General features: G+C 61.9%; 29 protein-coding genes, 1 tRNA gene and 1 other RNA gene. 15 read left to right on the forward strand and 16 right to left on the reverse strand.

The window, feature by feature from the left end; translation table 11 throughout:
• Positions 1-40 precede the first annotated feature (40 nt).
• Positions 41-2635, reverse strand: coding sequence for an aminopeptidase N (pepN, locus tag J7359_RS03675; RefSeq protein ID WP_209055180.1), 2595 nt, complete (start codon positions 2633-2635; stop codon positions 41-43).
• Positions 2636-2819: 184 nt separating this feature from the next.
• Between pepN and J7359_RS03680 the strand changes: the two genes are divergently transcribed.
• The 6 genes from J7359_RS03680 (at position 2820) to J7359_RS03705 (ending at position 10272) form a co-directional block, all read left to right on the forward strand.
• Positions 2820-3554, forward strand: a complete 735-nt coding sequence (locus J7359_RS03680; protein ID WP_247740160.1) for a hypothetical protein — start codon at positions 2820-2822, stop codon at positions 3552-3554.
• 232 nt (positions 3555-3786) lie between these two features.
• Positions 3787-5361 (forward strand): Re/Si-specific NAD(P)(+) transhydrogenase subunit alpha, encoded by a 1575-nt coding sequence (locus J7359_RS03685; protein ID WP_209055182.1) that lies wholly within the window; start codon positions 3787-3789, stop codon positions 5359-5361.
• A 12-nt stretch (positions 5362-5373) separates the two neighbouring features.
• Positions 5374-6816, forward strand: a complete 1443-nt coding sequence (locus tag J7359_RS03690) for an NAD(P)(+) transhydrogenase (Re/Si-specific) subunit beta (protein WP_209055183.1) — start codon at positions 5374-5376, stop codon at positions 6814-6816.
• A gap of 206 nt (positions 6817-7022) precedes the next feature.
• Positions 7023-8456 (forward strand): NCS1 family nucleobase:cation symporter-1, encoded by a 1434-nt coding sequence (locus J7359_RS03695; protein ID WP_209055184.1) that lies wholly within the window; start codon positions 7023-7025, stop codon positions 8454-8456.
• Positions 8457-8467: 11 nt separating this feature from the next.
• Positions 8468-9772: a DUF3422 domain-containing protein gene (locus J7359_RS03700; RefSeq protein WP_209055185.1), complete on the forward strand. Its 1305-nt coding sequence runs from the start codon at positions 8468-8470 to the stop codon at positions 9770-9772.
• 155 nt (positions 9773-9927) lie between these two features.
• Entirely contained in the window at positions 9928-10272 is a 345-nt protein-coding gene (locus J7359_RS03705; protein ID WP_247740161.1) for an ArsC/Spx/MgsR family protein, read from the forward strand.
• 15 nt (positions 10273-10287) lie between these two features.
• On the opposite strand, the gene J7359_RS03710 is transcribed toward J7359_RS03705, so the two are convergent.
• The 4 genes from J7359_RS03710 to J7359_RS03725 all read right to left on the reverse strand — a co-directional run bounded on the left by J7359_RS03710 (position 10288) and on the right by J7359_RS03725 (position 13077).
• Positions 10288-10716 (reverse strand): TIGR01244 family sulfur transferase, encoded by a 429-nt coding sequence (locus J7359_RS03710; protein ID WP_209055186.1) that lies wholly within the window; start codon positions 10714-10716, stop codon positions 10288-10290.
• A gap of 143 nt (positions 10717-10859) precedes the next feature.
• Positions 10860-11540: a phosphoglycolate phosphatase gene (gene gph / locus J7359_RS03715; protein WP_209055187.1), complete on the reverse strand. Its 681-nt coding sequence runs from the start codon at positions 11538-11540 to the stop codon at positions 10860-10862.
• Positions 11537-12091, reverse strand: coding sequence for a thioredoxin family protein (locus J7359_RS03720; RefSeq protein WP_209055188.1), 555 nt, complete (start codon positions 12089-12091; stop codon positions 11537-11539). The genes gph and J7359_RS03720 overlap by 4 nt, the downstream gene beginning before the upstream one ends.
• Positions 12092-12168: 77 nt before the next feature.
• Complete coding sequence (locus J7359_RS03725) at positions 12169-13077, reverse strand: MBL fold metallo-hydrolase (RefSeq protein WP_209055189.1); 909 nt, start codon at positions 13075-13077, stop codon at positions 12169-12171.
• Positions 13078-13343: 266 nt separating this feature from the next.
• Between J7359_RS03725 and J7359_RS03730 the strand changes: the two genes are divergently transcribed.
• The 7 genes from J7359_RS03730 to J7359_RS03760 all read left to right on the forward strand — a co-directional run bounded on the left by J7359_RS03730 (position 13344) and on the right by J7359_RS03760 (position 18412).
• Positions 13344-13511, forward strand: coding sequence for a hypothetical protein (locus J7359_RS03730; protein WP_209055190.1), 168 nt, complete (start codon positions 13344-13346; stop codon positions 13509-13511).
• A gap of 112 nt (positions 13512-13623) precedes the next feature.
• The gene (locus J7359_RS03735; RefSeq protein ID WP_209055191.1) at positions 13624-13866 is read left to right on the forward strand and encodes a BolA/IbaG family iron-sulfur metabolism protein; all 243 of its coding nucleotides are present in this window, start codon (positions 13624-13626) and stop codon (positions 13864-13866) included.
• 73 nt (positions 13867-13939) lie between these two features.
• Complete coding sequence (grxD, locus tag J7359_RS03740) at positions 13940-14302, forward strand: Grx4 family monothiol glutaredoxin (RefSeq protein WP_209055192.1); 363 nt, start codon at positions 13940-13942, stop codon at positions 14300-14302.
• Between the two features lie 160 nt (positions 14303-14462).
• A complete protein-coding gene (locus tag J7359_RS03745) occupies positions 14463-15419 on the forward strand; it encodes a TAXI family TRAP transporter solute-binding subunit (protein WP_209055193.1) in 957 nt (318 codons plus the stop codon).
• Positions 15420-15494: 75 nt separating this feature from the next.
• Positions 15495-17582 (forward strand): TRAP transporter permease, encoded by a 2088-nt coding sequence (locus J7359_RS03750; RefSeq protein ID WP_209055194.1) that lies wholly within the window; start codon positions 15495-15497, stop codon positions 17580-17582.
• Positions 17579-17956, forward strand: a complete 378-nt coding sequence (locus J7359_RS03755) for a DUF1850 domain-containing protein (protein WP_209055195.1) — start codon at positions 17579-17581, stop codon at positions 17954-17956. The genes J7359_RS03750 and J7359_RS03755 overlap by 4 nt, the downstream gene beginning before the upstream one ends.
• Positions 17957-18031: 75 nt before the next feature.
• Positions 18032-18412 carry a hypothetical protein gene (locus J7359_RS03760; RefSeq protein ID WP_209055196.1) on the forward strand — a complete coding sequence of 127 codons (381 nt, stop codon included), beginning with the start codon at positions 18032-18034 and terminating at the stop codon, positions 18410-18412.
• A 64-nt stretch (positions 18413-18476) separates the two neighbouring features.
• On the opposite strand, the gene J7359_RS03765 is transcribed toward J7359_RS03760, so the two are convergent.
• The 4 genes from J7359_RS03765 to J7359_RS03780 form a co-directional block, all read right to left on the reverse strand.
• Positions 18477-19109, reverse strand: a complete 633-nt coding sequence (locus J7359_RS03765) for a phage holin family protein (RefSeq protein ID WP_209055197.1) — start codon at positions 19107-19109, stop codon at positions 18477-18479.
• Positions 19110-19118: 9 nt separating this feature from the next.
• Positions 19119-19553, reverse strand: coding sequence for a DUF883 family protein (locus J7359_RS03770; RefSeq protein ID WP_209055198.1), 435 nt, complete (start codon positions 19551-19553; stop codon positions 19119-19121).
• Positions 19554-19666: 113 nt separating this feature from the next.
• The gene (locus tag J7359_RS03775) at positions 19667-19882 is read right to left on the reverse strand and encodes a hypothetical protein (protein ID WP_209055199.1); all 216 of its coding nucleotides are present in this window, start codon (positions 19880-19882) and stop codon (positions 19667-19669) included.
• Between the two features lie 229 nt (positions 19883-20111).
• Positions 20112-20188, reverse strand: a tRNA-His gene (locus tag J7359_RS03780).
• A gap of 104 nt (positions 20189-20292) precedes the next feature.
• Here J7359_RS03780 and J7359_RS03785 point away from each other — a divergent pair.
• Positions 20293-20511: a DUF6324 family protein gene (locus tag J7359_RS03785; protein ID WP_209055200.1), complete on the forward strand. Its 219-nt coding sequence runs from the start codon at positions 20293-20295 to the stop codon at positions 20509-20511.
• Here J7359_RS03785 and J7359_RS03790 read toward each other — a convergent pair.
• Positions 20492-20971, reverse strand: coding sequence for an MmcB family DNA repair protein (locus tag J7359_RS03790; protein ID WP_247740162.1), 480 nt, complete (start codon positions 20969-20971; stop codon positions 20492-20494). The genes J7359_RS03785 and J7359_RS03790 overlap by 20 nt on opposite strands.
• Positions 20972-21080: 109 nt before the next feature.
• Between J7359_RS03790 and ssrS the strand changes: the two genes are divergently transcribed.
• Positions 21081-21238: non-coding RNA, 6S RNA (gene ssrS / locus J7359_RS03795), on the forward strand.
• Between the two features lie 120 nt (positions 21239-21358).
• Here ssrS and J7359_RS03800 read toward each other — a convergent pair.
• The 6 genes from J7359_RS03800 to J7359_RS03825 all read right to left on the reverse strand — a co-directional run bounded on the left by J7359_RS03800 (position 21359) and on the right by J7359_RS03825 (position 25927).
• The gene (locus J7359_RS03800; protein ID WP_209055201.1) at positions 21359-22267 is read right to left on the reverse strand and encodes a DUF481 domain-containing protein; all 909 of its coding nucleotides are present in this window, start codon (positions 22265-22267) and stop codon (positions 21359-21361) included.
• Between the two features lie 412 nt (positions 22268-22679).
• On the reverse strand, positions 22680-22979 hold the full coding sequence (locus J7359_RS03805) for a hypothetical protein (RefSeq protein ID WP_209055202.1): 300 nt from the start codon (positions 22977-22979) through the stop codon (positions 22680-22682).
• A 69-nt stretch (positions 22980-23048) separates the two neighbouring features.
• The gene (nusB, locus tag J7359_RS03810) at positions 23049-23552 is read right to left on the reverse strand and encodes a transcription antitermination factor NusB (RefSeq protein WP_209055203.1); all 504 of its coding nucleotides are present in this window, start codon (positions 23550-23552) and stop codon (positions 23049-23051) included.
• A complete protein-coding gene (locus J7359_RS03815) occupies positions 23549-24097 on the reverse strand; it encodes a 6,7-dimethyl-8-ribityllumazine synthase (protein WP_209055204.1) in 549 nt (182 codons plus the stop codon). Before J7359_RS03815 ends, nusB begins: the two co-directional genes overlap by 4 nt.
• A 4-nt stretch (positions 24098-24101) precedes the next feature.
• Positions 24102-25220, reverse strand: coding sequence for a 3,4-dihydroxy-2-butanone-4-phosphate synthase (gene ribB / locus J7359_RS03820; RefSeq protein ID WP_209055205.1), 1119 nt, complete (start codon positions 25218-25220; stop codon positions 24102-24104).
• 101 nt (positions 25221-25321) lie between these two features.
• Positions 25322-25927, reverse strand: coding sequence for a riboflavin synthase (locus tag J7359_RS03825; protein ID WP_209055206.1), 606 nt, complete (start codon positions 25925-25927; stop codon positions 25322-25324).
• Positions 25928-26004: the final 77 nt, after the last annotated feature.

Genomic DNA, 26004 nt, shown 5'->3' on the forward strand with positions numbered 1-26004 from the left:
GCAGCATCTTGCATCGCCCCGCGCGCGCCCGCAAGCGCCGTCATGAACGCGCTTCTCCGGCGGCAATCATCCGCGACACCATCTCGCGAAGGTTGCGGCTGATGCCGTCCATCGCCGCCATTCGCTGCAATGCGGCGTGCGCGTTTTCGCGCCGTCCGGCATCATAACGGGGCCATGTCTCGAAGGCGGTCGACATCCGCGCGGCGATCTGCGGGTTCACCTTGTCCATCCGCATCAGCCAGTCGGCGGTGAAGTCATATCCCGACCCGTCCGCCGCGTGGAAGCCTGCGTGATTGCCGGCCAGCCCCCCCAGCAGGGCGCGGAATCGGTTGGGGTTCTTCCAGTCGAAATCCTTGCGGGCAGCCAGACGTTGCGCGATGCCGGTCGCCTGGGCAGGATCGACGACCATCACCTGGACCGAGAACCACTTGTCCATCACCAGCCGGTTTTCGCCGAACTGGTCGTGCAGGGCTTCAAGCGCGGCCTGACCGCGACCGCGCCGGATCAGGCAGATCAGGGCGGCCATCCGCTCGGTCATGTTGCCGGCCGTGCCGAACAGCACCTCGGCCCGGTCGCCACGGTCGATCCGGTTCAGCAATCCCAGCGCGGAGATCCGCAACGAGCGCCGCTCGGCCGAGCGGGCATCGGGGGAATATGCCCCGGAAACGGCCATGCTGTCGTAAAGATCGGACAACAGATCCGCATGCGCGTCCGCCACGCGGCGGGCAAGATCGTCACGGGCCACGTGGATCGCGTCGGGGTCCGGGGTCACGCCGTCCGCAGCAAGCCTTGTCGCGATTTCCTCGTCGCCCGGCAGCATCAGGCACAGCGCGCGAAAGGCGGGATCTGCGCCGTCGTCCGCGGCCAGACGCCCGATCGCATCGACATAGTCGGCGCCAGCCGCCTGTCCCTGCGACAGGCAAACCAGCGCAGACATCGCCAGATCGCGCCCGGCCTCCCATCGCGCGAACGGATCGGTGTCATGCGCCAGCAGGAAAGCGCGCGTCGCATCGTCGATATTGCGGTCCAGGACCACCGGGGCCGAGAACCCGCGCAGCGCCGAGACGACGGGCCGGGCGCCCAGGCCGTCGAAGCTGAAGCTTTGCTGCGCCTCGGTCATTTCCAGCATCCGGGTGGCCTGCACCTCAGCCCCGTTCGGGCTGATCAGGCCGACCGCAACCGGGATCACACGCGGCGGTTTGTCGTCCTGACCGGGTGTCGGTGGTGTTCGCTGGGTGAATGTCAGGGTCAGCCGACCGCCCGACGCGGCCTCGTCCCAGTCCTCGGCCATGGCAAGGCGCGGCGTGCCGGCGTCGGTGTACCACCGCTTGAACTGGGCCAGATCCCGGCCGGTCGCATCCTCGAAGACCTTCAGCCAGTCCTCGATGGTCGCGGCTTCGCCGTCATGGCGGTCGAAATACAGATCCAGCGCCCTGGCATAGCCGTCATCGCCGACCAGCCGTTTCAGCATGCCGATCACCTCGGCGCCCTTCTCATAGACGGTCGCGGTGTAGAAATTGTTGATTTCCTGATAGTTGTCGGGTCGCACCGGATGCGCCAGCGGGCCCTGATCCTCGCGGAACTGACGGGCCCGCAGGGCGCGCACATCCTCGATCCGCTTGACCGGCGCGCTGCGCATGTCGCTGGTGAACTGCTGATCGCGGAACACGGTCAGGCCTTCCTTCAGGCACAGCTGGAACCAGTCGCGGCAGGTGATGCGGTTGCCGGTCCAGTTGTGAAAATACTCGTGCGCGATCACGCTTTCGATGCGCTCGTAATCGGCATCGGTTGCGGTCTCGGGGGTGGCCAGAACCAGCTTCGAGTTGAAGATGTTCAGGCCCTTGTTTTCCATCGCGCCCATGTTGAAGTCATCGACCGCGACGATGTTGAACACGTCCAGATCGTATTCGCGGCCATAGACGTCTTCATCCCATTTCATCGACTTGATCAGGGATTCCATGGCAAATCCGGCGCGATCCTGATCACCCGGACGGACCCAGACATTCAGATCGACGCGGCGTCCGGACCGGGTGGTGAAGACGTCGCTGACGGCCACCAGGTCACCTGCGACCAGCGCGAACAGATAGGCCGGTTTCGGCCACGGGTCATGCCATTCGGCGACACCATCGCCCGCGCTGACCGGGTTCCCGTTCGACAACAGGATCGGCTTGTCAGACCGGATCGTCACGCGGAAAGGCGCCATGACATCAGGGCGATCGGGATAGAAGGTGATGTGTCGGAACCCTTCGGCCTCGCACTGGGTGCAGAACATGCCGCCCGAAAGATACAGCCCCTCGAACGCGGTGTTGGACGAGGGATCGATGCGCACCTCGGTGGTCAGGCTGAACGGCGCGTCGGGAAGGGCTGCGGCGGCGATCGTCAGGGTCTCATCGTCGCGGGCGACCAGCGCCGGGTCAGGCACCTTGCCATCGATATGCAGCGACAGCAATTCGACCGCGCCGCCACCGTCCAGAACCAGATCCTTGATCCCGTCGCGGGGGCGCATCCTCATCTCGGCGCGGACCTGCGTGGCATCCGGCGCCAGGTCGAAATGCAGACGCGTCTCTTCGAGAATGAAGGGGAACGGCTGGTAATCGGCAAGATATCGCGTATCCGGGTTGTCGGGCTGGGTCATGGCGCTCTCCGGCTGAAAAACCTGTGCGGCAGGCGGAACCTGTTCGTCTTTGCCTGTGTTAGTCGGCTGAAAGCCGGGTCGCAAGACAGGCCGCGTTCGCCTATCCGATTGACAGGCGCGGGCGGCTGGACCACAGGGTAGCGACGCTAATCCGGTGTTCTGACAGTCATAATGGAGGCCAGTGATGACCTACGACCCCAACGATCCCAAGCGCACCAATCCGGTGGACAGCGATCCGGCGACCCCGAAGGAAGCCTATGTCGAGCCGGTCGAACGCCGCTCGTCGCCGCTGCCGCTGATCATCGGCGTGCTTCTGGCCTTGGCGCTGGCATATTTCGTGCTGCAGCGTTTCATGACCGATGATACCGTCGCGGTTGAGGGTGACACCACCACCGTCACGACCACGGAAGAGGCGCCTGCAGACGCGACCGTCGGCGACGAAGCCGCCGTCGAAGTCGAAGACGCCGCCGATGATGCCGAGGCTGCTGCCGAAAACGCCGCCGCCGACGCCGAAGCCGCAGCGGACGAAGCTGCATCCGAGGCCGAGACCGCCGCTGACAACGCTGCGACCGCGACCGAGAACGCTGCCGAGGATGCTGCCGAAGGTGCCGAGAACATGGCGGACGACGCAGCCACAGCGACAGAAGACGCTGCGGGCGACGCTGCCAGTGCGGCCGAGAACGCGGCTGACAACGCTGCAACTGCTGCCGATAACGCCGCCGACGCGGCTGGTGAGGCGCTGGACAACGCTGGTGAAGCCGCGTCTGAAGCCGCTTCGGATGCTGCAACCGCCGCCGAGAACGCCGCACAGGACGCCGGCGATGCTCTGGACGACGCCATCTCGGTGGAAGAAGAGCCTGCAGTCACCGACGACGCGACGACCACCGAAACCCCGGCGGAAACGACCAACACCAACTAAAGTCTCGGATTTGCCGAGACTTGAGAACGAGGGCCGCGCGTTTCGAACGCGCGGCCTTTTTTATCAACACCTTGACGGATGAATATTCGACGGCAGCCGACATCGGACCACGTTTCTCGTGCCGATCTGCGGTCGGGACCGTGGGTCGGACGAATCGCGGCCTTGTGATTGTTTGCGACGCGATGCTATGCAGACGCGACTGCGAACTGGGATATCGGGGGGCTTGAACGCCATGAAGATTGGCGCTTTGAAGGAGAGTTTCGAAGGCGAGGCACGGGTGGCGATCACGCCGGCATCTACCGCGCATCTTCAGAAACTGGGGCACGAGGTCTTCGTCGAAAGCGGCGCAGGCGAAGCGGCCGGATTTTCGGATGACGATTATCGCAAGGCCGGTGCAACGGTTGCCGAAACGGCGGGCGCGCTGATCGAGGCGGTGGATGTCGTGGCCAAGGTGCGCCAGCCATCCGAGTCCGAGATAGGTGAGATGCGCGAAGGTCAGACACTGATCTCGTTCTTCTATCCTGCTCAGAACGCCGAACTGCTGGAAAAGGCCAAGCAGCAGGGCATCACGGCGATCGCGATGGACATGGTGCCGCGGATCAGCCGCGCGCAGAAGATGGACGCCCTGTCCTCGATGGCCAATATCGCGGGCTATCGTTCGGTGATCGAGGCCGCGAACAATTTCGGTCGATTCTTTACCGGTCAGGTGACGGCGGCGGGCAAGGTTCCGCCGGCCAAGATCCTGGTGGTCGGCGCGGGTGTGGCGGGTCTGGCCGCCATCGGCACCGCGACCAGCCTTGGCGCGCAAGTCTACGCCTTCGACGTCCGCCCAGAAGTGGCCGAACAGATCGAGTCCATGGGTGCCGAGTTCGTCTATCTCGATTTCGAGGAACAGACCAAGGACGGTGCCGAGACGGGCGGTTATGCCGCGCCATCCAGCCCCGAATTCCGCGAAGCACAGCTGAAGAAGTTCCGCGAGCTGGCCCCGGACATGGACGTGGTCATCACCACCGCCCTGATCCCCGGCCGCGACGCGCCGGTGCTGTGGACCAAGGACATGGTCGAGGCGATGAAGAAGGGCAGCGTCATCGTCGATCTGGCCGCCGAAAAGGGCGGCAACTGCGAACTGACCGTCGCCGACCAACGCGTCGTGACCGACAATGGCGTGGTCGTCATCGGCTATACGGATTTCGCCAGCCGCATGGGCGCCCAGTCCTCCGAGCTGTATGGCAACAATGTCCGTCACTTCATGGCGGACCTGACGCCGAAGAAAGACGGCGTGATCGACCACAACATGGATGACGATGTGATCCGCGGCGCCACCGTGGCGCATGATCACGACATCACCTTTCCGCCGCCAAAGCCCAAGGTCGCGGCGATCGCGGCACAGAAGCCGAAGGAAAAGAAGAAGGAACTGACGCCCGAAGAACGCCGGGCGCAGGAAATCGCAGCCTTCAAGGCTGAAACCAAGTCACAGGTTACCCTGCTTGCGGCAGGGGCGATCCTGGTGCTGCTGGTCGGGCTTGTCGCACCTGCCAGCTTCATGTCGCACTTCATCGTCTTCGTGCTGGCCTGTTTCGTGGGCTTCCGTGTGATCTGGAACGTCGCCCATTCGCTGCACACGCCGCTGATGGCGATTACCAACGCGATCAGTTCGATCATCATTCTTGGCGCGCTGATGCAGATCGGCTCGGGCTCGGCCTGGGTTCTGATCCTTGCGGCACTGGCGGTGCTGATGGCGGGCGTCAACATTTTCGGCGGCTTCCTGGTGACGCGCCGGATGCTGGCCATGTTCCAGAAGTCGTAAGGGAGAGGGCATATGGAATACGGATTTACCACTGCCGCCTATGTGGTCGCAGCGATCCTGTTCATCCTCTCGCTTGGGGGGCTGTCGGGTCAGGAAAGCGCGAAACGGGCGATCTGGTATGGCATTGTCGGCATGGGGCTGGCCGTTCTGGCGACGCTGTTCGGACCGGGTGCGGGCAACTGGCTGCTGTCGGTCATCATGATCGCCATCGGCGGCGGCGTCGGCTGGGTCGTGGCAAAACGCGTCCAGATGACCGAGATGCCGCAGCTGGTCGCCGCAATGCACAGCCTGGTCGGTTTGGCCGCTGTCTTCGTGGGCTTCAACGCACAGATCGAACTGGCCCGCGTCCTGCGCCTGAAGGCCGAGAACGCGGCGCATGAATTTCAGGGTTTCGCGGCGGTCCTGGCGCACAAGACCCCGGCTGAGATCGGCATGCTGAAGATCGAGGTGTTCCTGGGCATCTTCATCGGTGCCGTGACCTTCACCGGATCGGTGGTGGCGTTCGGCAAGCTGGCCGGCAAGGTCGACGGCAAGCCGAAGAAACTGCCCGGCGGACACATGCTGAATGCCGGCGCGGTCGGTCTGTCGCTGCTGCTTGGCATTCTGTATTGCACCGGCGTCGGGCCGGGCGTGTTCTGGCTGATGCTGATTGCGCTGCTGGCGTTCTTCGTCGGCTATCACCTGATCATGGGGATCGGCGGCGCCGACATGCCCGTGGTCGTATCGATGCTGAACAGCTATTCTGGCTGGGCCGCCGCCGCCATCGGCTTTACCCTTGGCAACGATCTGCTGATCGTCACCGGGGCGCTGGTCGGTTCGTCGGGTGCGATCCTGTCCTACATCATGTGCAAGGCGATGAACCGGCATTTTGTCAGCGTCATCCTTGGCGGTTTCGGGGGCGATACCGGACCCGCAGCCGAGATCGAGGGCGAACAGATCGCCATCGACGCGGACGGCGTGGCGTCGGCGCTGAACGATGCCGACAGCGTCGTGATCGTTCCGGGCTATGGCATGGCCGTGGCGCAGGCGCAGTCGGCAGTCAGCGAACTGACCCGCAAGCTGCGTGCTGCCGGCAAGGAGGTGCGCTTCGCCATTCATCCGGTGGCAGGCCGTCTGCCGGGCCACATGAACGTGCTGCTGGCCGAGGCGAAGGTGCCGTATGACATCGTTCTGGAAATGGACGAGATCAACGATGACTTCCCGAATACCGATGTGGTCATCATCATCGGATCGAACGACATCGTGAACCCGGCCGCGCAAGACGACCCCAACAGCCCGATCGCCGGCATGCCGGTTCTGGAAGTCTGGAAGGCCAAGCAGGTCTTTGTCAGCAAGCGCGGGCAGGGCACCGGCTATTCGGGCATCGAGAACCCGCTGTTCTTCAAGGAGAACACCCGGATGTTCTACGGCGATGCCAAGGACAGCGTGAACAAGCTGCTGCCGCTGCTGGATTGAGCAAAGAAAGGGGCGCCTGCGGGTGCCCCTTTCCTGTTCCAGATCGATTCGTGCATGGCTTGCCCGCCATCCGGGCAATGCGACTAGCAAGAAATCGTAAATACTGTATCAACGAATTCCGCAGCCTTCACTTTGCCAACAGGCTTGCGTCGCTGCCTTTCCCCGCGCTGAGATGAAATTGTTAACAATTCAGCAGGGGCGGAAAAATGAATCACGCGGATTATGTTCATATCAGCGGCGGCGATCCGTCGCTGTATAACGAGGATCTTGCGCCAGTCCCGCACGAGCGGCGAAACTGGGGCAGTTTCGAGATCTTCAATGTCTGGAACAACGATATTCAAAGCCTGTTCGGCTATACGCTGGCGGCGTCGCTGTTCCTGTCATACGGGCTGAATGGCTGGCTGACCTTCGCCGCAATCGTGGTGGCCGGGCTTCTGGTGATGTGGCTGGTGAACCTGTCGGGGCGCCCGTCTGTCCGTTACGGCATTCCATATGCGGTCATGGCGCGTTCGGCGATGGGGGTGAAGGGCGCGCGGTTTCCCGCACTTGTGCGCGGGATCGTCGCGATCTTCTGGTATGGTGTGCAGACCTATTTCGCCTCGACCGCCGTTGCGCTGGCAATCCATGCGCTGTTCGGGATCGAACATGGGGCAGGGGGCTTTCTGGGCCTGACCGGTATCGACTGGATCGCCTATGTCATCGTCGCGGGCTTCCAGATCGGGCTGTTCCTGATGGGCATCGAATGGGTCGGCAAGTTCCTGAACTGGGCCGGTCCCTTCGTTTATGTGGTGATGATCTCGCTGGCGCTGATGATCTGGTGGAAGGCCGGCAACGGTATCTTCTCTGAGATCGGGGTGATCTTCCAGGGCGACGACACCGAAGGTCAGGTCATTTCGGGATTTGTCGCGGTTGTCGGCACGATGGTCGCCTATTTCGCCGCAGTGGTCATCAACTTCGGCGATTTCTCGCGCTTCGTGAAGACCGAAGGGCAGATGCGGGCCGGCAACTTCTGGGGACTGCCGGTGTCGATGGCGTTCTTCAGCTTCATCGCGCTGTTCATCACCGCAGGCGCGGTCGTGCTGTTCGGTGAGCGGCTGACCGATCCCACAGCGATCGTCGAACGGGTGGACAGCCTTGCGCTGACGCTGATTGCGGCGGTGACATTCTTCGCCGCGACCGTCGGGATCAACCTGGTCGCCAACTTCATCCCGGCGGCCTATGACATCGCGAACATGTCGCCCTCGACCATCAGCGCCCGGACCGGCGGCATCATCACGGCTGCCATCGCCTTCGTGATCGGCGCATTGTGGGTGTCTCTGATCTCGACCATCGGGATCGCGGGGTTCGTGGACACGCTGGGGGCAATCCTGGCGCCGCTCTACGGGATCCTGATCGCGGACTACTATGTGGTTCAGAAGCGACACTTGGTCATAGATCAGCTTTTCACCGAAGACCCGGCGGGCCGGTATTACTATGATGGCGGCTGGAACATGCGCGCGATCGCAGCGGTCGGGCTTGCGGCCCTGTTCTCGATCGGGACTGTCTGGCTTCCGGCACTGCAGGCCCTGTCGGGCTTTGGCTGGCTGATCGGCGCGGTTCTGGGCGGGGTGCTGTACATCGTGCTGTGCGGCAGAAGATAAAGGAGACAGGCGTGGGCCCGGCAACCGAACATCCCTTGCGCTATGCGCTGGTGAATGAACTTCATGCCCGGCCCTCGCCCCGTCTGGGGGCGCCGTCAACCTGCGCCTTCGTCGCCTTCAAGGAACCCCGCGACGCCGTCAACCGTGATCGCGGCCGCGATGTGGCCCATCTGGAACAACTGACCGGCCGTCACGGCGCGCCGCGGCCCGACCCCGACGAAAGCCACTATCAGGGCCAGTTGGGACGGCACGAACTGAAATGGGAAAGCCATACCGAGTTCGTGACCTACATGGCCACCACCCCTGGGCTTCCCGGGCGCGCCTTCGATCCTTCGGCGGCCGCGATTTTTCCCGAGGAATGGCAACAGGCGGCACCGGGCAAGCGGGTGGCGGCGGTGCTGGTCCAGATCGACCTGCTGCCCGAGGATCCGCAAGAAGCGCTGGACAGGATTGGTGACTGGTTCGCACGCGACAGCCTGACCGCCGTCTGGGTGCTGGAAGAGACGGCGATGATCGCCGGCGATTTCCGCATCGATGCGGATGGCTGGATGCGCTTTGCGCTGTTCGTCAGGCCGGACACCGGTTCCGGCAGGATCGGGCGGATTGTCCATCGGGTCGTCGAACTGGAAACCTATCGCGCCATGTCGATGCTGGGGCTTGGGCGCGCGCGCAGCCTGTCGCGCCGCCTGAACGAGTTGGAGCCGCGCCTGTCCGCGATCGTCGATGGCATGACCGAGGACAGGCCCGCAGATGCGCTGCTGCAGGAACTGTTGTCGGTCTCGGCCGAGTTGGAGGCGCAGGCGGTCCAGCATTCGTTCAGGTTCGGGGCCACCGCGGCCTATGAAGCCATCGTGATGGATCGGATCAGTGCGCTGCGCGAGACGCGCTTCATGGGGCGGCAGATGCTGACCGAATTCATGCGCCGCCGGTATCAACCTGCGATGCGGACGGTCAAATCGAACGAGACGCGCCTGAAGACAATGGTCGAACGCGCCGCCCGCGCGGGCGAGTTGCTGCGCACCAGGGTCGATGTCGAACGATCCGCGCAGAACCAGGATCTGCTGGAACGAATGGACCGCAGGGCCGATCTGCAACTGCGACTGCAGCATACCGTCGAAGGTTTGTCGGTCGTCGCGATCAGCTATTACGCGGTCGGGCTGCTGTCCTATGCCTTGTCGCCGCTGGCCCATGCCGTCGGTCTGGACAAGTCCTACCTGATCGCCGGGATCACGCCCGTTGCGGTGCTGCTGGTCTGGTGGGCCATGCGGCAGGTGCGACGGCGCCTTCAGCAGCCCGGCGAACGCGGGCATTTGTGACTTGCGGGTCGCGTTTGCGAACGCGATAACGCGGGCAGGGGACTTGCAAGGGAAAGCGGCGATGCGACGATATCTCGGGCTTCTGGCTGTGCTGACCCTGTCGGCATGCGGCGTGCCCTTCGTGCCGTTCATCTGAACCATATGGAGATGCGGATTTGTCCAGGAAACTGACGATGTACGGGCTGGCCCATTGTTCGACCTGCCAGAAGGCCCAGGCCGCCTTGCAGGACCACGGCTGGTCGGTCGAATTTCGCGATGTCCAGAAAGAGCCATTGTCCCAGAACGAACGGACAAGGCTGGTGGCCGAGTTCGGCGACAAGATCATCAACCGGGCCAGCCTGACTTGGCGCGGCATGTCCGAACAGGAACGTCTGGCCGAACCGGTCGCCATGATGGGCGAGAAGCCCAGTGTCATGAAGCGGCCGGCGATCATGGCCGACGACCTGCGGCTGCTTGGCTGGACCGCGAATGTCAAACGTGCGCTGGACGTGCCGGCCTGACGCCCGACGCGCCGATCACAGCTTTCGATTGGCCAGCGACGCCAACAGGGGCCGGACCGGAGACAGATCGTAGCCTGCGTCCGTGGCGGTCTCCAGGATTTCCGCTTCGGGCCGCCGGCCGGCCTGGCTGAGTGCCCAAAGAACCGTGCAGCGGTGTCCAGAACGGCAATAGGCAATGACCGGCGCATGTCCGGCGGACGCGGCGCTGAAATCGGTAATCAGTTCAGGCGTGATCTGACCGGGATGGAACGGCAGATAGTGATACTGCATCCCGGCCGCCTCTGCCGCCTTCGCCATCACCTCGTGATCGCTATCGGCACCGACTTCTTGATCGGGGCGGTTGTTGATCAGAACCTTGAAGCCTGCCGCGGCCAGATCGGCCACATCCTCGGGCCTGATCTGCGCGGATACGGCAAGATTGGGGCTGAGCTGACGCAGATCCATGACGACCCTTTCATTGTCGAATGCGACTGCCGCAGTGCCGTCATTGCGACCGTGATGTCAAGTTTGCGACCAGCGTGCCGCGAAAAAAGCCGCAAGATTGCCCAGGCTTCAGTCAGCCACGCACCGATCACGACACTGGGGTTTTATCGCAACGCTTCGGTTTCGATCAGGCCGGGAAGTCTTTCGAAATCACCGAAAGATTCGCGAAATATCAGCTTTTCCAACGGAGTTTGCCGGTAACCTCGATCATAGATCAGGAACGGGACCGGCACCGCGGCAGCACAAGCCGCATCGAATTCGCTGTCACCCACATAGATCGCCTTCGGGTTTTCCGGGTCGGCGCCAAGCGCCGCAAGGGCGGCACGCAACGGCGCGGGATCGGGCTTTTTCTCGGGCATGGAATCGCCGCCGATGATGGCTGCGAACATTCGGTCGATGCCGAAATGCTCCAGTATCGCCCGTGTCGGTCCAAGCGGCTTGTTCGTGCAGATCCCCAGCGAATGCCCGCGATCCGCCAGTTGCCCCAACGCCTCTGGCACCCCGGGAAACATTCGCGTCAGCGAAGTCGCCGTGTGATATCGGGTCATGAACGACGCGATCAGATCGCGCTGGTGCGACGGATCGACCCCGGTCGCCGCGACGACCTTGGTCCACAGCACGTCCACACCGCCGCCGATGAAGCTGCGCACACGGTCGAGGCTGAGAGGGGCAATCTGGTTCTCACGCAGCACCGCGTTCACGCAGGCATGGATATCGGGCGCGCTGTCGATCAGCGTGCCGTCAAGATCGAAAACGACCGGGCAGGGCGCCATGCAGACATTCATGCAGCTTTCCACTTGATTGAACAACCCATCGAAGGCATCTGATTTTTCGGACCTTTTCCGGTCTCGGAGATTTCAAGCATTGCCTCCAGCAGCTCGCGGCGCGCATCCTGAGGGCCGGCAGTTCTGGCTGACGAATCGAACCGGCCGCGATACTGCAGCTGACCGGCGGCGTTGTAGCCAAAGAAATCCGGGGTGCATTCCGCACGATAGGCCTGTGCAACAGCCTGCGTTTCGTCATAGAGATACGGGAAGGTAAAGCCGTGACGATCGGCTTCGGTCTTCATGTGCTCGGGTCCGTCCTGAGGGTAATCCGCGACATCGTTCGCCGAGATGGCGACGACGCCGATGCCGGCGGCCTGCATTTCTTTCGCGTCGCGAACGATCCGGTCAATGATCGACTGGACATAGGGGCAATGGTTGCAGATGAACATGATCAAGGTGCCGTTCGGACCGGTTACATCGTCCAGGCTGTAGCTGCGTCCATCCGTGCCGGGCAGGGTGAAATCATGCCAAGGCGCGCCGAAATCGCACACGGGTGGTGAAACTGCCATGTGATCCTCCTTCATGCTGTTCGGGGCGATCTTGGGGAAGCGTGGAAGCCGGGACAAGTCTGTAAATGGTCGCAGGGTTAATCTTGGTCGGCCCGGAACACGAAGGCATCTCCATCGCGGACTACCTTGCCGATTCCACCGTCGGGAAGGTGATACCCGATGATCATTGATCCTGATTCTGCAAGCTGATTCAAGACTTTCTGACGGGTTTCCGCACCTTTTTCAGGGTTCTGATCGCTGCCAGACGGCAGGCCCGGACGCTGAAAGGCCAGATGCGGCGTCGTGACCACATCACCAGCGACGAATGCTTTGCCGGCAAGGTCGAAACTTGTATGGCCCGGCGTATGTCCCGGGGTCAGGATGGCCTTGATACCGCTTGCGACCTCGTCACCGTCCTCGAATGTTTCAAGCCGGTCACCAAGTGTCTCGATCCGCCGCCGCGCACCCGCAACGAAGCTTTGCCGGGACGGATCGATATTTTCCATTGTCGCGGGATCCATCCAGTAGTCACGTTCGACACGATTTATCAGGTGGCGCGCGTTGCTAAACAGCGGCTCATCGAAATCATCCAGAACGCCCCAGATATGGTCGGGATGCGCGTGGGTGAAGACAACATGCGTGATCTGATCGGCTGAGATTCCGACAGCATCCAGCGCTTCGGGAAGCTTGCCTGCGCTTGGCATGAAATCAGGCCCCGAACCTGCATCGAACAAGATCAGATCTTCGGCGCGCCGCATCAGCGTCAGGTTCAGCGGGGAATCGTAGCTGTCGCCGTCAAGCCCGGCGTTTGTCAGGATGTCGTCGACCTGGTCGCGACTGACGCTCTCTGGGATCAGGAAATCCATGGGCAATACGAGTTTGCCGTCCGAAAGCGTTTGGGTCGAGAAGCCATCGAACTCCGCCTCGGTGATTGCCCAGGCACGGGAACCAACAAATCCGAGTGCGGCAGCACAGTGAAGAAGATGGCGGCGGGTCAGGTTTTTCATCGGAGTCCTCCAGTAGAACACATGCTAACATAAGGATGTAATGCTGGCATATCGCATTAATGTTCCATAATACTGATTATCCAGATTTAAGATGACCTCAATCCTTTGCTTCTCTCGGTCAGTTTTGTCGCGTCGATCCCATACTTCTCCTCGTCAACACCTGTCCGCCACGCAGGCCCGCTCATCCACGCTCGGAACCCTCAGGCCGCTTCAGGCGTCATCTTCCAAGAGATCTTTCATCAAGATCGACAAAAAAGGAACGTCTCATGCGTACTCTGACCTCGATGCTTGTTGGCGGCATGCTGTTTGTGATTGCTGCCTGTGGAAACAATGCCACCGAACGCGCCGCGACTGGCGGCTTGGGTGGCGCCGTAGTCGGGGGCCCTGCTGGCGCCGTCGTCGGTGGCACGGTCGGCGCCGCGACCGCGGAATAGGCAGGTTTCGGGCCGCTGCGACTGCGCATCCTTGCGGCGGCCATTCTTCCGCGACCTTGCGGCGCTTTCCTGCATCCCCTACATCTGGCGAGGAACCAGGAAGGACTATGCCATGGCGATGGAAGCTCATGACATTGAAATGCTGATCCGTCGGGCGTTCCCCGACGCCGCGATCACGATCACCGATCTGGCCGGCGATGGGAACCACTACGCGGCCGAGGTCATCGACGAAAGTTTTCGCGGCAAGAACCGGGTGCAGCAGCAGCGGGCCGTCTATGCCGCCTTGCAAGGCAAGATGGATGGCTCGGCAGGCGAACTTCACGCCCTGGCCCTGACGACCAAGGCGCCTGACTGATCGGACGCCCGACCTGCAACAAGATGACATCGACCCGCCCGTGGGCGGGTTTCCGACCGAAAGGACCGACCAGATGAGCGATGTGAAGACCCGGATCCAGGATATGGTGGATGCCGCAGATGTCGTGCTGTTCATGAAGGGCACGAAGGAAATGCCGCAATGCGGGTTTTCCAGCCGCGTCGCCGGCGTTCTGAACTATATGGGCGTAGATTACCGCGACGTGAACGTGCTGTCTGACGAGGAAATCCGGCAGGGTATCAAGGATTACTCCGACTGGCCGACAATCCCGCAACTGTATATCGCCGGTGAATTCGTCGGAGGTTGCGACATCATCACCGAAATGACCTTGTCCGGAGAGCTGGACCAGCTGTTCGATCAGAAGAAGGTCGCCTATGACAAGGCGGCAGCCGAGAAGATCCGCGAAGCCAACGCCTGATTTTCTGGGGCTTTGACAACCTGACGCAACGCGCGGCCGGGCACCCTGCCCGGCCGTTTGCATTGCCCGCAGGGTAACCCGCGAAGCCGGCGCTTTCTGCTTTGACCTGTGTCGGAAAGCCTCCTAACCTGCTGCCTCATAAGCAATCAGGGAGGAAAAAATGACGCTTCGCAGCAAGTTGGCGGCCGCCGCCGCCGTGGTGTCGCTTGGCGCCGTGCCGTTCGCGGCAGGGGCACAGCAATTCATCAATATTCTGACCGGCGGAACCTCGGGCGTCTATTATCCGGTGGGTGGCGCACTGTCCAAGATCTACACGGACGGGATCCCCGATGCGAAGGTTCAGGTCCAGTCAACCAAGGCCAGCGTCGAAAACCTGAACCTGTTGCAGCAGGGCAAGGGCGAGATCGGGATCGCGCTTGGCGATTCGGTCAAGTTCGCGGCGGAAGGCAACCCCGAGGCCGGTTTCCCGCAACCGTTGGAGAACTTGCGCGGAATTTCAGCAATGTATCCCAATTTCATCCAGATCGTCGCCAGCGAGGAATCCGGCATCAAGACGCTGGACGATCTGCGTGGCAAGGCCCTGTCCGTGGGGGCGCCCAAGTCGGGGACCGAATTGAACGCACGCGCGATCCTGCAGGCGGCTGGCATGGCCTATGACGATCTGGGCAAGGTCGAATATCTGCCGTTTGCGGAATCCGTCGAACTGATGAAGAACCGTCAGCTTGATGCGACGTTGCAATCGGCGGGTCTTGGCGTCGCCTCGTTGAAGGATCTGTCCACGTCGATCCCGATCACCGTCGTCTCGGTCCCGGCGGACATCGCCTCGACTCTGGGGGCGCCCTATGTCGCCGAAACCATCCCCGCGAACACCTATGACGGCCAGACCGAGGATGTCCCGACCGTCGCCGTGATCAATTTCCTGGTCAGTTCGACCGAGGTCAGCGATGACACGGCCTATCAGATGACCAAGCTGATGTATGAAAACCTGGACGAGTTGAAGGCCGCGCATGCCGCCACTGCCAGCATCGATGTCCAGAATGCGCTGACCGGAATGCCGGTGCCGGTCCATCCCGGTGCCAAGCGCTATTACGACGAGGTCGGTGTCAGCGCCGAATGATCTGGCGCATCTGCCGCCAATGTCGGGGGCCGGGATCACGCATCCCGGCCCGCCTGGACCACATCGGATGACATCATGACCGACCTGCGACACCCTGCCCCCGTCGGCGATGCCGATCTGGCGATCCATGATCCTTTGGCCGAAAGCTTTCCCGAAGGACGGGAAGGCCGTGCCCTGTTCTGGGTTGCCGTGGCATTCTCGCTGTACCAGATCGCTATCGCCGCCCATCTGGTGACCCTCAGCAGCCAGATCCAGCGGGCCCTGCATCTGGGCTTTCTGATGCTGCTTTGCTTTCCGCTGCTGGCGGCGCTGCGTGGGCCCGGTCGGATGGGCAAGCTGTTGTCCTGGGCGCTGGCGGGGCTTGGCGTCGTGGTCGCGGGATATCAGTGGGTCGAATATGTTCCCTTGATGATGCGTTCCGGGATGTTGAACCAGTGGGATGTCGTGGTCGGCGTGCTGGCGCTGATCACCACATTCGGGGCGGCCTATGTCGTGATGGGGCCGGCGCTGCCGATCGTTGCGGGGCTGTTTCTGGTCTATGCCCTGTTCGGGCAGTATTTCCCCGGACCGCTGGTGACGCGCGGGTATGATTTCGCCCAGGTGGTCGAACAGATGTCCTTCGGGACCGAGGGCATCTATGGCACGCCGCTGTATGTCAGCGCGACTTACATCTTCCTGTTCATCCTGTTCGGATCGTTTCTTGAAAAGGCCGGCATGATCCGTCTGTTCACCGATGTCAGTCTGGGCATGGTCGGGCACCGCATGGGCGGCGCGGCCAAGGTCAGCGTCGTCAGTTCGGGCATGATGGGCACGATCTCGGGTTCGGGCGTGGCCAATGTGGTGACCACCGGACAATTCACGATCCCGCTGATGAAAAGTTTCGGCTATCGATCCGCATTCGCTGGCGGGGTCGAGGCCACATCGTCGATGGGTGGCCAGATCATGCCGCCCGTGATGGGCGCGGTCGCATTCATCATGGCCGAGACGCTTGGCGTCGCCTATGTCGAGGTCGTCCGTGCCGCGATCATTCCCGCGATCCTCTATTTCGCCAGCGCCTTCTGGATGGTCCATCTCGAGGCGGGCCGTCGCGATCTGCGCGGCATGTCCAAAGAGGACCTTCCATCGGCGCGCAAGGCGCTGCGCGAACGCTGGTATCTGATCCTTCCTTTGGCAGTGCTGGTCTATCTGCTGTTTTCGGGCTACACGCCGCTGTTTGCGGGCACCGTTGGCCTTGGACTGACCATCATGCTGATCCTTGGCGCCTCGGCCGCGCTGGGACTGCCGGGAACGGTGCTGAAGGCGATCTTCTGGATCGGACTGGGGCTTGTGGCAGCCAGTTTCCTGCGCTTTGGCAATGCCGCGCTGTGGGGCGGGATCGCCGCGCTGCTGGTCTGGAACATGATCCATGCGGGCGGGCGAAAGACGATCTGGCAGGTCATCGAAAGCCTGGCCGAAGGGGCCAAGACCGCCCTGCCCGTCGGCGTCGCCTGTGCGCTTGTCGGCGTCATCATCGGCACCATGACGCTGACCGGGGCCGCGAACACCTTTGGCCTGTATATCGTGTCAGTTGGCCAGAACAGCCTGATCCTGTCACTGATCCTGACGATGATCACCTGTATCGTTCTGGGTATGGGGATCCCGACGATCCCCAACTATATCATCACCTCGACCATCGCGGCGCCTGCCCTGCTGGAACTGGGTGTGCCGCTGATCGTCAGCCACATGTTCGTGTTCTATTTCGGGATCCTGGCCGACCTGACCCCGCCCGTTGCGCTGGCCTGTTTTGCCGCCGCGCCGATCGCGAAAGAGAACGGGCTGAAAATCAGCTTCGAGGCACTGAAGGTGGCCGCCGCCGGTTTCGTGATCCCATATATGGCGGTCTATACGCCCGCCCTGATGCTGCAGGATGGCGGCCCGCTGGCGCAGGCTATCGGATATCCCGCCGCCGTCGCATATATCGTGGCGAAATGCGTGATCGCCATTGGCTTGTGGGGCATCGCCGTGATCGGATGGCTGGGGCAAAGACTGCCAATCTGGCATCGGGTGCTGGCAGCGGTCGCCGCATTCACGCTGATCGCAGCACTGCCGCTGACGGACGAGATCGGCCTGGCGTTCACGGCGCTGTTCGTCGGGCTCTGGTGGCTGCGGACGCGTCGCGCATGAGCACTTGCCTTCTGGCAGGGGCCATGGCCCTGACCCTGAGCGCGCCGGACTTCACCTTGGAATGGACACATTCGATCGAGCATGTGGTCTGGCGCGAATTCTGGCGGGTCGAGGCAGAGCAGCTGTCTCTGACAGGTGCCGCGATAAAAGGGTCTGGTGCCGGCATGGAACCTGGTCCGGACGCCGTGCTGCGCGATGGCTGGTGGGTCTGGACGCCCGATCTTGCGCCGCAGCGCGAACTGCTGTTGGCCGCCAGCGGCGCGACGGGCGGCGGCTGGCGGATCTGTGACAGCGCGCTGGCCTGCCACGAATTGGGCGTGGTTTCGGGCGAAGCGATTTCCCTGCGCCCCTGTCCAGCAAGCGCAGATGACTAGATCGGATCCGGCTTACGAAAAGCTGACAAAGGTTTAATTGCCTTAGCATATGCGGAATGTGATGCTGTGTGCATTATGACCGACTCAAAGCTCCGCTTCGTCATCATCGAAAAGGACAGCTTCATCGCCCACGACATGCAAAGTGGGCTGCAGGCTGCCGTGCCCGATTGCGATACAAGATGGCTACCGAATGTCAGCGATGTCGTTGAGCAGCTTCCATCTGCTGCGGCCGACGCGCGTACGGTGCTGATCACCAAGCTGTCGCTTTCACAGCTTGAGGAAACTGGCCTGTCGAATCTGGCGCAGCAACGTGGTGCCGAAATCGTGGTCCGGCTTGGTGAAGACCCAAAGGAGGAAATCACCCGGCGAGGCTGGTTCAGCCTTGAATCACCGTTCACCTGGGACGATCTTGCCGATCTGGTGGGCGCTCTGTCGTCGCGCAGCGTGACGATGTAATCAGGCCAGCCCATCCACAAGAAAGAGGACGCGCGTATTTGCGCGTCCCCTGTTTGTTGGGTGCCTAAAGGAAATCGTCGATATCATCGTCCGAGCGACGCCTTTCCTGCAGCTTCGCTGCAAGGGTGATGCCAATGGCAAAGGCTCCGATCAGCTTGGCCATGCTGCCCGCGTTGCTTTCGGACGCACGTGTCACGCGTTCGCGCGCATCGGCCACGTTTTCGGAATCCAGCCCGACATCCTCGGCACGTTTGCGGACAAACCCGTGGACCGCCCTTTCGGCGCGGTTCGCGGTGTCCTTGGACCGGAAGCCGACGCGGTCCATCAGCGAATGCACCTTGTTCTCGGCCATGTCGGCGACGCGCAGCGCCTCGGATTGTGCACGGCCTACAGCAGCGTCGGTTGCCAGGCTGACCCGAGCCCCGACTTCACGGCGAAGATCGTCGCCCGTCGGCATCGTGTGCTTGGGCTTCGAGGCTACAAGCAGGATTGCACAGCCTATCAAGGCAAATCCGCCACCGACGGCAAGAGATGCCAAGGTCGCACCCCAGCCAAGACCATAGGCCAGCCAAGACCAAAGGGCTGCGATCAGGAATCCTACCGCGACGGCAAGAACCACCCCTGCAACGACCTTGAGAACAGAGCGCCGGGCAATATCACCCAGCGCCAGTTGCAGTCTTTGCGCGTAGTCGAACATTCCGGAACCCTAGCGCCGTGCCAGGATCAGCCCGACCAGGAAGCCCACGCCAGCGGCAATGCCAAGCGACTGGGCGGGGTTGCGGCGCACCATGTCGGACAGTTCATCATACCGATCTTCGGCATAATGCGCGACCTCATCAGCCGTCCGCTGACCCTTCGCATACAGGCGATCTGCCTCGGCGCGCGCGCGGTCGGCATATTCCTCGCCTTTATCGCGTGCCTGCTCGGCGTAATGCCGACCGGTTTCAAGCGCATTTTCAGCCAATTCTGAGCCACGCTGGCGCAGTTTTTCGGCACCCGAATTGTCGGTCAGATCGCGGGCCGTGTCACGGACATCGTCGGCGATCTTGCGGGCGCCGTCACGCAGGTCGTCACGCGCCTCGCGGGCGGCGGATTCGGCGTCACGCTGAAGTTGCTCGGCGCTGGGGTTCGATTGAGCCATGGAAATATCCTTTCCGAAGGTCGAAGTTGCGTTTCATGTGGAAAACCCGCGGCGATACCGCTTCGTTCCACTGCAACGAAGAAAATTGCTCAGCCGGAACAGAAACGTCGCCTTCAGGGACCAGCTAGCTTGCGGCTGGCAAGAACGATTACCTTCGAGACTGGATCGGTCGTCGCATGCTCGGCATGTTGTGCATACATCAGCAACACCCCCGCCCCCATCTCGGGTGACATTTCCCGTGCGATCAGGTCGGCGATGTCTTGACGTGACTGGCATGAACCGGAAAGGCTGGCGAGAAACTGTAGCGCGGCCGCATCCAGTATCGTCATTTCCGGCTCCATCCGATGCGGTGGCACATCGCCTGCCCACGTAAAATTCCGCGTCGCGGCGCGGCAACCGGGCGTTCCTGAGCGCCTGAGGGTATTCTATCAGTGACGTTAGCAGATGAAGACCTGCCCTTTTCAGTAGGCAGGGTTGCCTATTGCGCGACTTTCCGCCGCAACGCACAGCCTGAAGCGGCATCCGGGTCTGAAAATCGTGTCTTCTTATCTTGGGGAATGGTACCGCCTCCCCGGCTTGAACGGGGGACCTCTGGATCCACAATCCAGCGCTCTAACCAACTGAGCTAAGGCGGCACGGGAGCGTTCTGTAAACCGGCCCGCATCAGGTTGCAAGCCCGACTTGCCGTGAATTTCCTCACAGGATACAGAAAGCGTCAGCGAAAGCGAGGACAGCGAACGTGAGCATCAATAGCGAAAGCAATATCTCCGCCAACCTGCAGGTCGGCCCCACCGATCAGGGCATGGTGCGGATCTATGTCGAGGCAGAGGGTGTCGATCTGCCGCTGGACTTCGACCCCGACGAGGCAGTCGAGATCGCCGAAGAACTGATGGCCGCCGCCGAGGCCGTGCGGCAGATCCGCAGCAAATCAGACAAGCCTAAGAAACCGCGCCGCTAAACGCTTGGGGATCGTTCTGCATCTGCAATCTCAAGGCGGCGATGCGAGCAATGTCACGGATCAGACGGTTGCGCCGGGCACCGGCAAGCCGGGTCTCTGGCGCCATCCGCACAATCTCGGCCCCATACGGATCTGCCATGATCAGCCCGGTGTCGTCAGGCAGAAGCTCGGCCGGAAAATCGGAATCGACAGCCCAGAAATAGCGATCACACCAATCAAGATAGCCTTGCCATTTCCGGTCCGATGTAAAGTCGGCACGGCTGCTTTTGCACTCGATGATCCAGACTTCCGACCTGGGACCGATGCTGATCAGATCCACCCTCAGACCGCGACGTGGAACGAACTCGGTCACCGCGGCGTGGTTCATGCTGTGCAGCAGCCGCGCCACGCCGCGCGCGAGGCGTTGTCCGGGCATGCCCGGAGAGATGTCATGGGGATCGGTCGGGTCAATGGTTTGCATCCCGAAAGACTAGAACGAAGCGGCAACATTGCGCAAGGTCGACGGCGTCTCGATTCCTGAAGACATGACTTGAAAGCGCGGCAACTGCGCCCTATCTGTCGACGGTGGCGGGTTTCTGCTCTGCTCGCGAGCGGCCATTTTTCCACTGGCCTATAACTTTTCCGAGGGGGCTGGCTCTGTCGAGGCCCTGGTCTCGTTACCTGGCACCCACCTGGTACTCCAGGCTTTCGGGAAATCTCGCGCTGCCGCGGCTGCTGCGGTTCCCGCCACTTCCATCACCGCCCTGCCCTGCGGCAGCGGCGGTTTTTGCGTATCCGTCACATGGCAGACATGGAAAAGGGCGGGTGTGAACCCGCCCTTCCAGAGAGACAATTGATCCGGTTGGGATCAGAAGCCGTAGACCACAGCCACACCAAGGGTGTTGTCGGTGCGGATCTCGCGGTTTTCCTGATATTCGGTCGTGTAGCTGACGCGGGTTGCCAGCTGATCCGTCATCTTGAAGTTCAGGCCCAGTTCGTTGGTGATGACGTCATCGGCATCGCTGGAACCCAAGTAGTCGGTGTCATTGGTCACGAACATCATGTCGTTGATGCGGTGATACAGACGCGACGACGCGATGTAACCGGTTTCGGTTTCCGAATCGTCGTCGATGTACTGCTGACCCGTCTGGGTGTAGCGAACGCCAACACCGGCCTGAACACGCCAGGTCGTGGTGTCGGTGTTGATGATGCGGTAACCCGGACCGAAGCCAAGGAAGCCATCGCGACGCAGGTCGGTCAGTTCGTCGGCGACGTCTGCGGGGGTTTCCGAACCCTCGGCCTCACCGTCGACCAGGCTGTCGATTTCGAAACGGCCCAGGGCGAAGGCATAGAAGCGGTCATTGAAGTAATACTGCGCGTCATAGATTGCGCTGACTTCTTCCTTGTCCTTGTCGCCGGTTTCGTTCTCACCGAACTCAATGGCAAGGCCGACCGACTGGGCGAAGGGTGCCTGATTATAGGACACGCGGCCAGCGATCGCCAGATCCTGCGATTCCGAGTTGCCGGTCGAACCGCTGTACTGCAGCGACATCGAACCGAACAGGCCCTGACGACGATCGCTCGGACCGAAACGGTCAGCGTCGGCCGAACGGTCAAAATCGTCCGTAACGTCGTCTTCGATATCGGTGATGCGATCGTCGATCGCAGCAACCCCGGTCGCATTTGCGCCGGTCGCGATTTCTGTCTGGGCGAAAGCCGGAACCGACAGAGCGGCCAGAATTGCGGCGGTGCCGGTCAGCAGCGTAACTTTTTTCATTTTATCCTCACGAGCTGAGTTTCGTTGTCCTGACCCGTTTTTCGGTGCCAGAGCATCTCTGCTGAGGAGGAATTAGTGTCGCCCGGCGAAGGTTCATAGACCGCCTCAAGACATCGAAAAATGCCGAAAATGTGAGGAGCGGACGCAATGCTGTAGGACGGCGGATATATGCCGAAACACAACTGTGACCGCAAAGGTTGGAACCAGTTCATTGCCGCACCAACTGCGCACCGTGCAACGAAAATCATCCCGGGTCGGGTCGGTGTTCGGGCGTTTTCAGATCAGCTGTAACGAAATATTTCCGTGACTGCCTGAAAAATGGGCAAATTCTATCGGCCCTGCTTGTCGTCTTCCTGTTGCAAATTCAACACGAGATGGATGAATTCTGCCGCAGGTTGCAGCGCCATCCGGGCTATTTGCCGGCCCGCGCGTGAAGAATTGCAGGCCGAAGCTGATCCGGGAAGACCCCGCCCCCCCTGGATGGCGGGCTCGAATCGGCAAGCCGCATCACGGCAATTCCGAATTGCACGCCCGTGAAAACGATCATGTTGAAGATGATCAGCATGAGTCCGGCAAGCCAGCCGACCCTGCTGCCCAGCACCAGATGCCGCAGCCCGGCCACATCCAGCAGCATCAGCAGCAAGACGAACAGGATAGACAGGCCAAGCCCGACAAGCGCGCTGATGATGTAGAGGCGAACAAGACGCGGCATTGACGGACCCGGATCTGGCGGCATGATTGCTGCCAGCACCTTACCCGATCCCGCGAAGAAGTGAACAGCTCAGTTTGATGTTTTCGCGAAATCGTCCGGGCGCAACTGCCGCGCGACATGATCCAGCACGGCATTCACGAATTTCGGCTCCTTGCCTTCGGTAAAGAAGGCTTCGGCCAGCTGGACATATTCCGTAATCACCACGCGCGACGGTGTTCGCGGTGTCACCAGCTCTGCTCCGGCAGCGCGGAACAACGCGCGCAGCACCGGGTCGATCCGGTCTATCGGCCATTTCGCGACCAGCCCGCGATCTGTGGCCTGGTCGATCTTCGACTGCCAGGTAACGGCATCGCCGACAATCCGTTCAAACAACGCCTCGTCCGCCTCGGGCGATACGCCCTCGGCCTCTTCGGCGCCGATGCGATAGGTCCGGAATTCTTTGAGGACGCGATCGGCGGATTGTCCCGCGGATTCCATCTGAAACAGCGCCTGAACGGCATAGAGCCGTGCGGCGCGGCTGAGTGTGCGGCGATCGCTGCGTGGGGTCGCCCCCTTGTCGGCATGTCCGCTCATGACCGGTCCTGCCCTTCCAGCTGTCCCGCAAGGCGGATCAGATCCGGATCACCGGGACGGTTCGGGCTGCGATGCCCCGACCATTTGCGCGACAGCGCCACCAGATGCAGTGCCGCGGCGGCTGCGCCGCCACCCTTGTTCTGTCCGGTCGGATCGGCCCGCACTTCGGCCTGGGCAGCATTCTCGACCGTCAGGATGCCATTGCCGATGCAGACACCCTGCAATCCCAGCAGCGTCAGCGCGCGCGAACTGTCATTGCAGACCGTATCATAATGGGTCGTTTCGCCCCGGATCACACAGCCAAGCGCCACGAACCCATGATAATTCGCCTGTCGCGCAGCGATGCCGATGGCCGTCGGAATTTCCAGCGCGCCCGGCACCTCGACCACATCCAACGCCGCGCCGGCCTGTTGTGCGGTGTCACGCACCCCTTGCAACAGCGCGTCCGCGATATCCTTGTAGTATGGCGCGACCACCGCCAGCAGCCGAACCGGTTGTTCGAAGCCTGGCAGATCAAGCTGATGGTGCTGGGTGTTCGATGCCATGCGCTCAGTCCTTTGGAATAGGCCGCGTGGAATGGATCGAAAGCCCGTAGGCGTCAAGCCCCACCACCTTCACAGGGGCGGAATTCGTCAGCAGCACCAGTTCGGACAGTCCCAGAGCCGACAGGATCTGCGCACCCAGACCGTATTGACGCAGCGTATGCGGCCCGACCTCGCCCGGCGACGCGACGGCATTCGTCAGGTCACGGATCAGCACCACGACGCCCCTGCCTTCTTTCGCGATTTCGGCCATCGCCGCGGGCAGGCTGCCGGCGTCCTCGCGACCGATTCCCAGAACGTCGTGCAGCGGATCCAGCGCATGCATGCGGACCAGAACCGGACCTTTCGCAGTCAGATCACCCTTGGTCAGCACGATATGTTCGGCACCCTGCGTCTCGTCGGCGAAGACACGCATCATCCAGTCGCCGCCATGCAAAGAGTTGACGGCGCGCTGACTGCGTTCGGCAATCAGGTTGTCGTGGCGGCGGCGATAACGGATCAGATCGCTGATCGTGCCGATCTTCAGCCCGTGCTTTTGCGCGAATGCCACCAGGTCGGGCAGCCGAGCCATGCTGCCATCCTCGTTCATGATTTCGCAGATCACGCCCGACGGGTTCAGCCCCGCCAGCCGCGAAATATCGACCGCTGCCTCGGTGTGGCCGGCGCGAACCAGCACGCCACCCTCGCGGGCGCGCAGCGGAAAAATGTGGCCGGGTGTGGCGATGTCGGCCGCACCCTTGCCGGGATCGATGGCGACACTGACCGTGCGCGCCCGGTCATGCGCGCTGATGCCGGTCGTGACGCCTTCGCGCGCCTCGATCGACATGGTGAACGCCGTTTCGTGACGACTGGAATTCTTCGGGCTCATCAGCGTCAGGCCCAACGCATCGATGCGATCGCCCGGCAGCGACAGGCAGATCAGGCCACGACCATGCGTCGCCATGAAATTGATCGCATCCGGGGTCGCCATTTGCGCAGGAATGACCAGATCGCCTTCATTCTCGCGATCCTCGTGATCGACAAGAATGAACATGCGACCGTTGCGGGCATCCTCGATGATCTCCTCGATCGACGAGATGGCCTCTCCAAGATCGCTTTCGACCGGGCCGGGTTTTTCATACTGCATGCTGGTTCCCCTCGAGATTCGCTGCGCTGTCGGCAAATTCCGCCGGTCGCGCCCGGTTGGTACCCGTCCATTTGCGGTTCATGTCCACGCTGCGCTCCACCTCAGTGATCCGTCATTCCGGCCTCGGCCAGTCGCGCGACATAGCGTGCCAGCGTGTCGATCTCGAGGTTGACGGCATCGCCCTTGGCTACCTCGCCCCAGGTCGTCACCTGGCGGGTATGCGGGATCAGGTTCACGCCAAAGCGGTTGCCCGACACCTCGTTCACCGTCAGTGACGTGCCATTCAGCGCGACCGAGCCTTTCTGCGCGACGAAACGCGCAAGTTGCGCCGGCACCTCGAATGTCAGGCGCAGGCTGTCGCCCTCGGACCTCATGTCGACGATCCGCGCTACGCCGTCGACATGACCGCTGACGATATGACCGCCCAGCTCGTCGCCGACCTTCAATGCACGTTCAAGGTTAAGCTGTTTGCCGACGGCCCATCCATTCGCACCGATATTCGTCTTTGCGATCGTTTCGGCCGAAATATCGACATCGAACCAGTCCGCGCCCTTTGAAATCACGGTCAGGCACACGCCGTCGCAGGCGATCGAGGCACCCAGATCGACAGTCGCAATGTCATATCCGCAGCCGATACGGGCACGCATGTCGCCGCGCATCTCGACAGCGCGGACGGTTCCGATATCCGTGATGATCCCGGTGAACATCCCCGAACCCCCAATTCCTTGTTGCGGTTGACCTAGGGCATCGCCCGCGCCCGCGCAAGCGCCGCAGACGCGGACCA

The sequence above is a fragment of the Paracoccus sp. R12_2 genome (genome assembly GCF_017744015.1).
Lineage (GTDB): Bacteria > Pseudomonadota > Alphaproteobacteria > Rhodobacterales > Rhodobacteraceae > Paracoccus.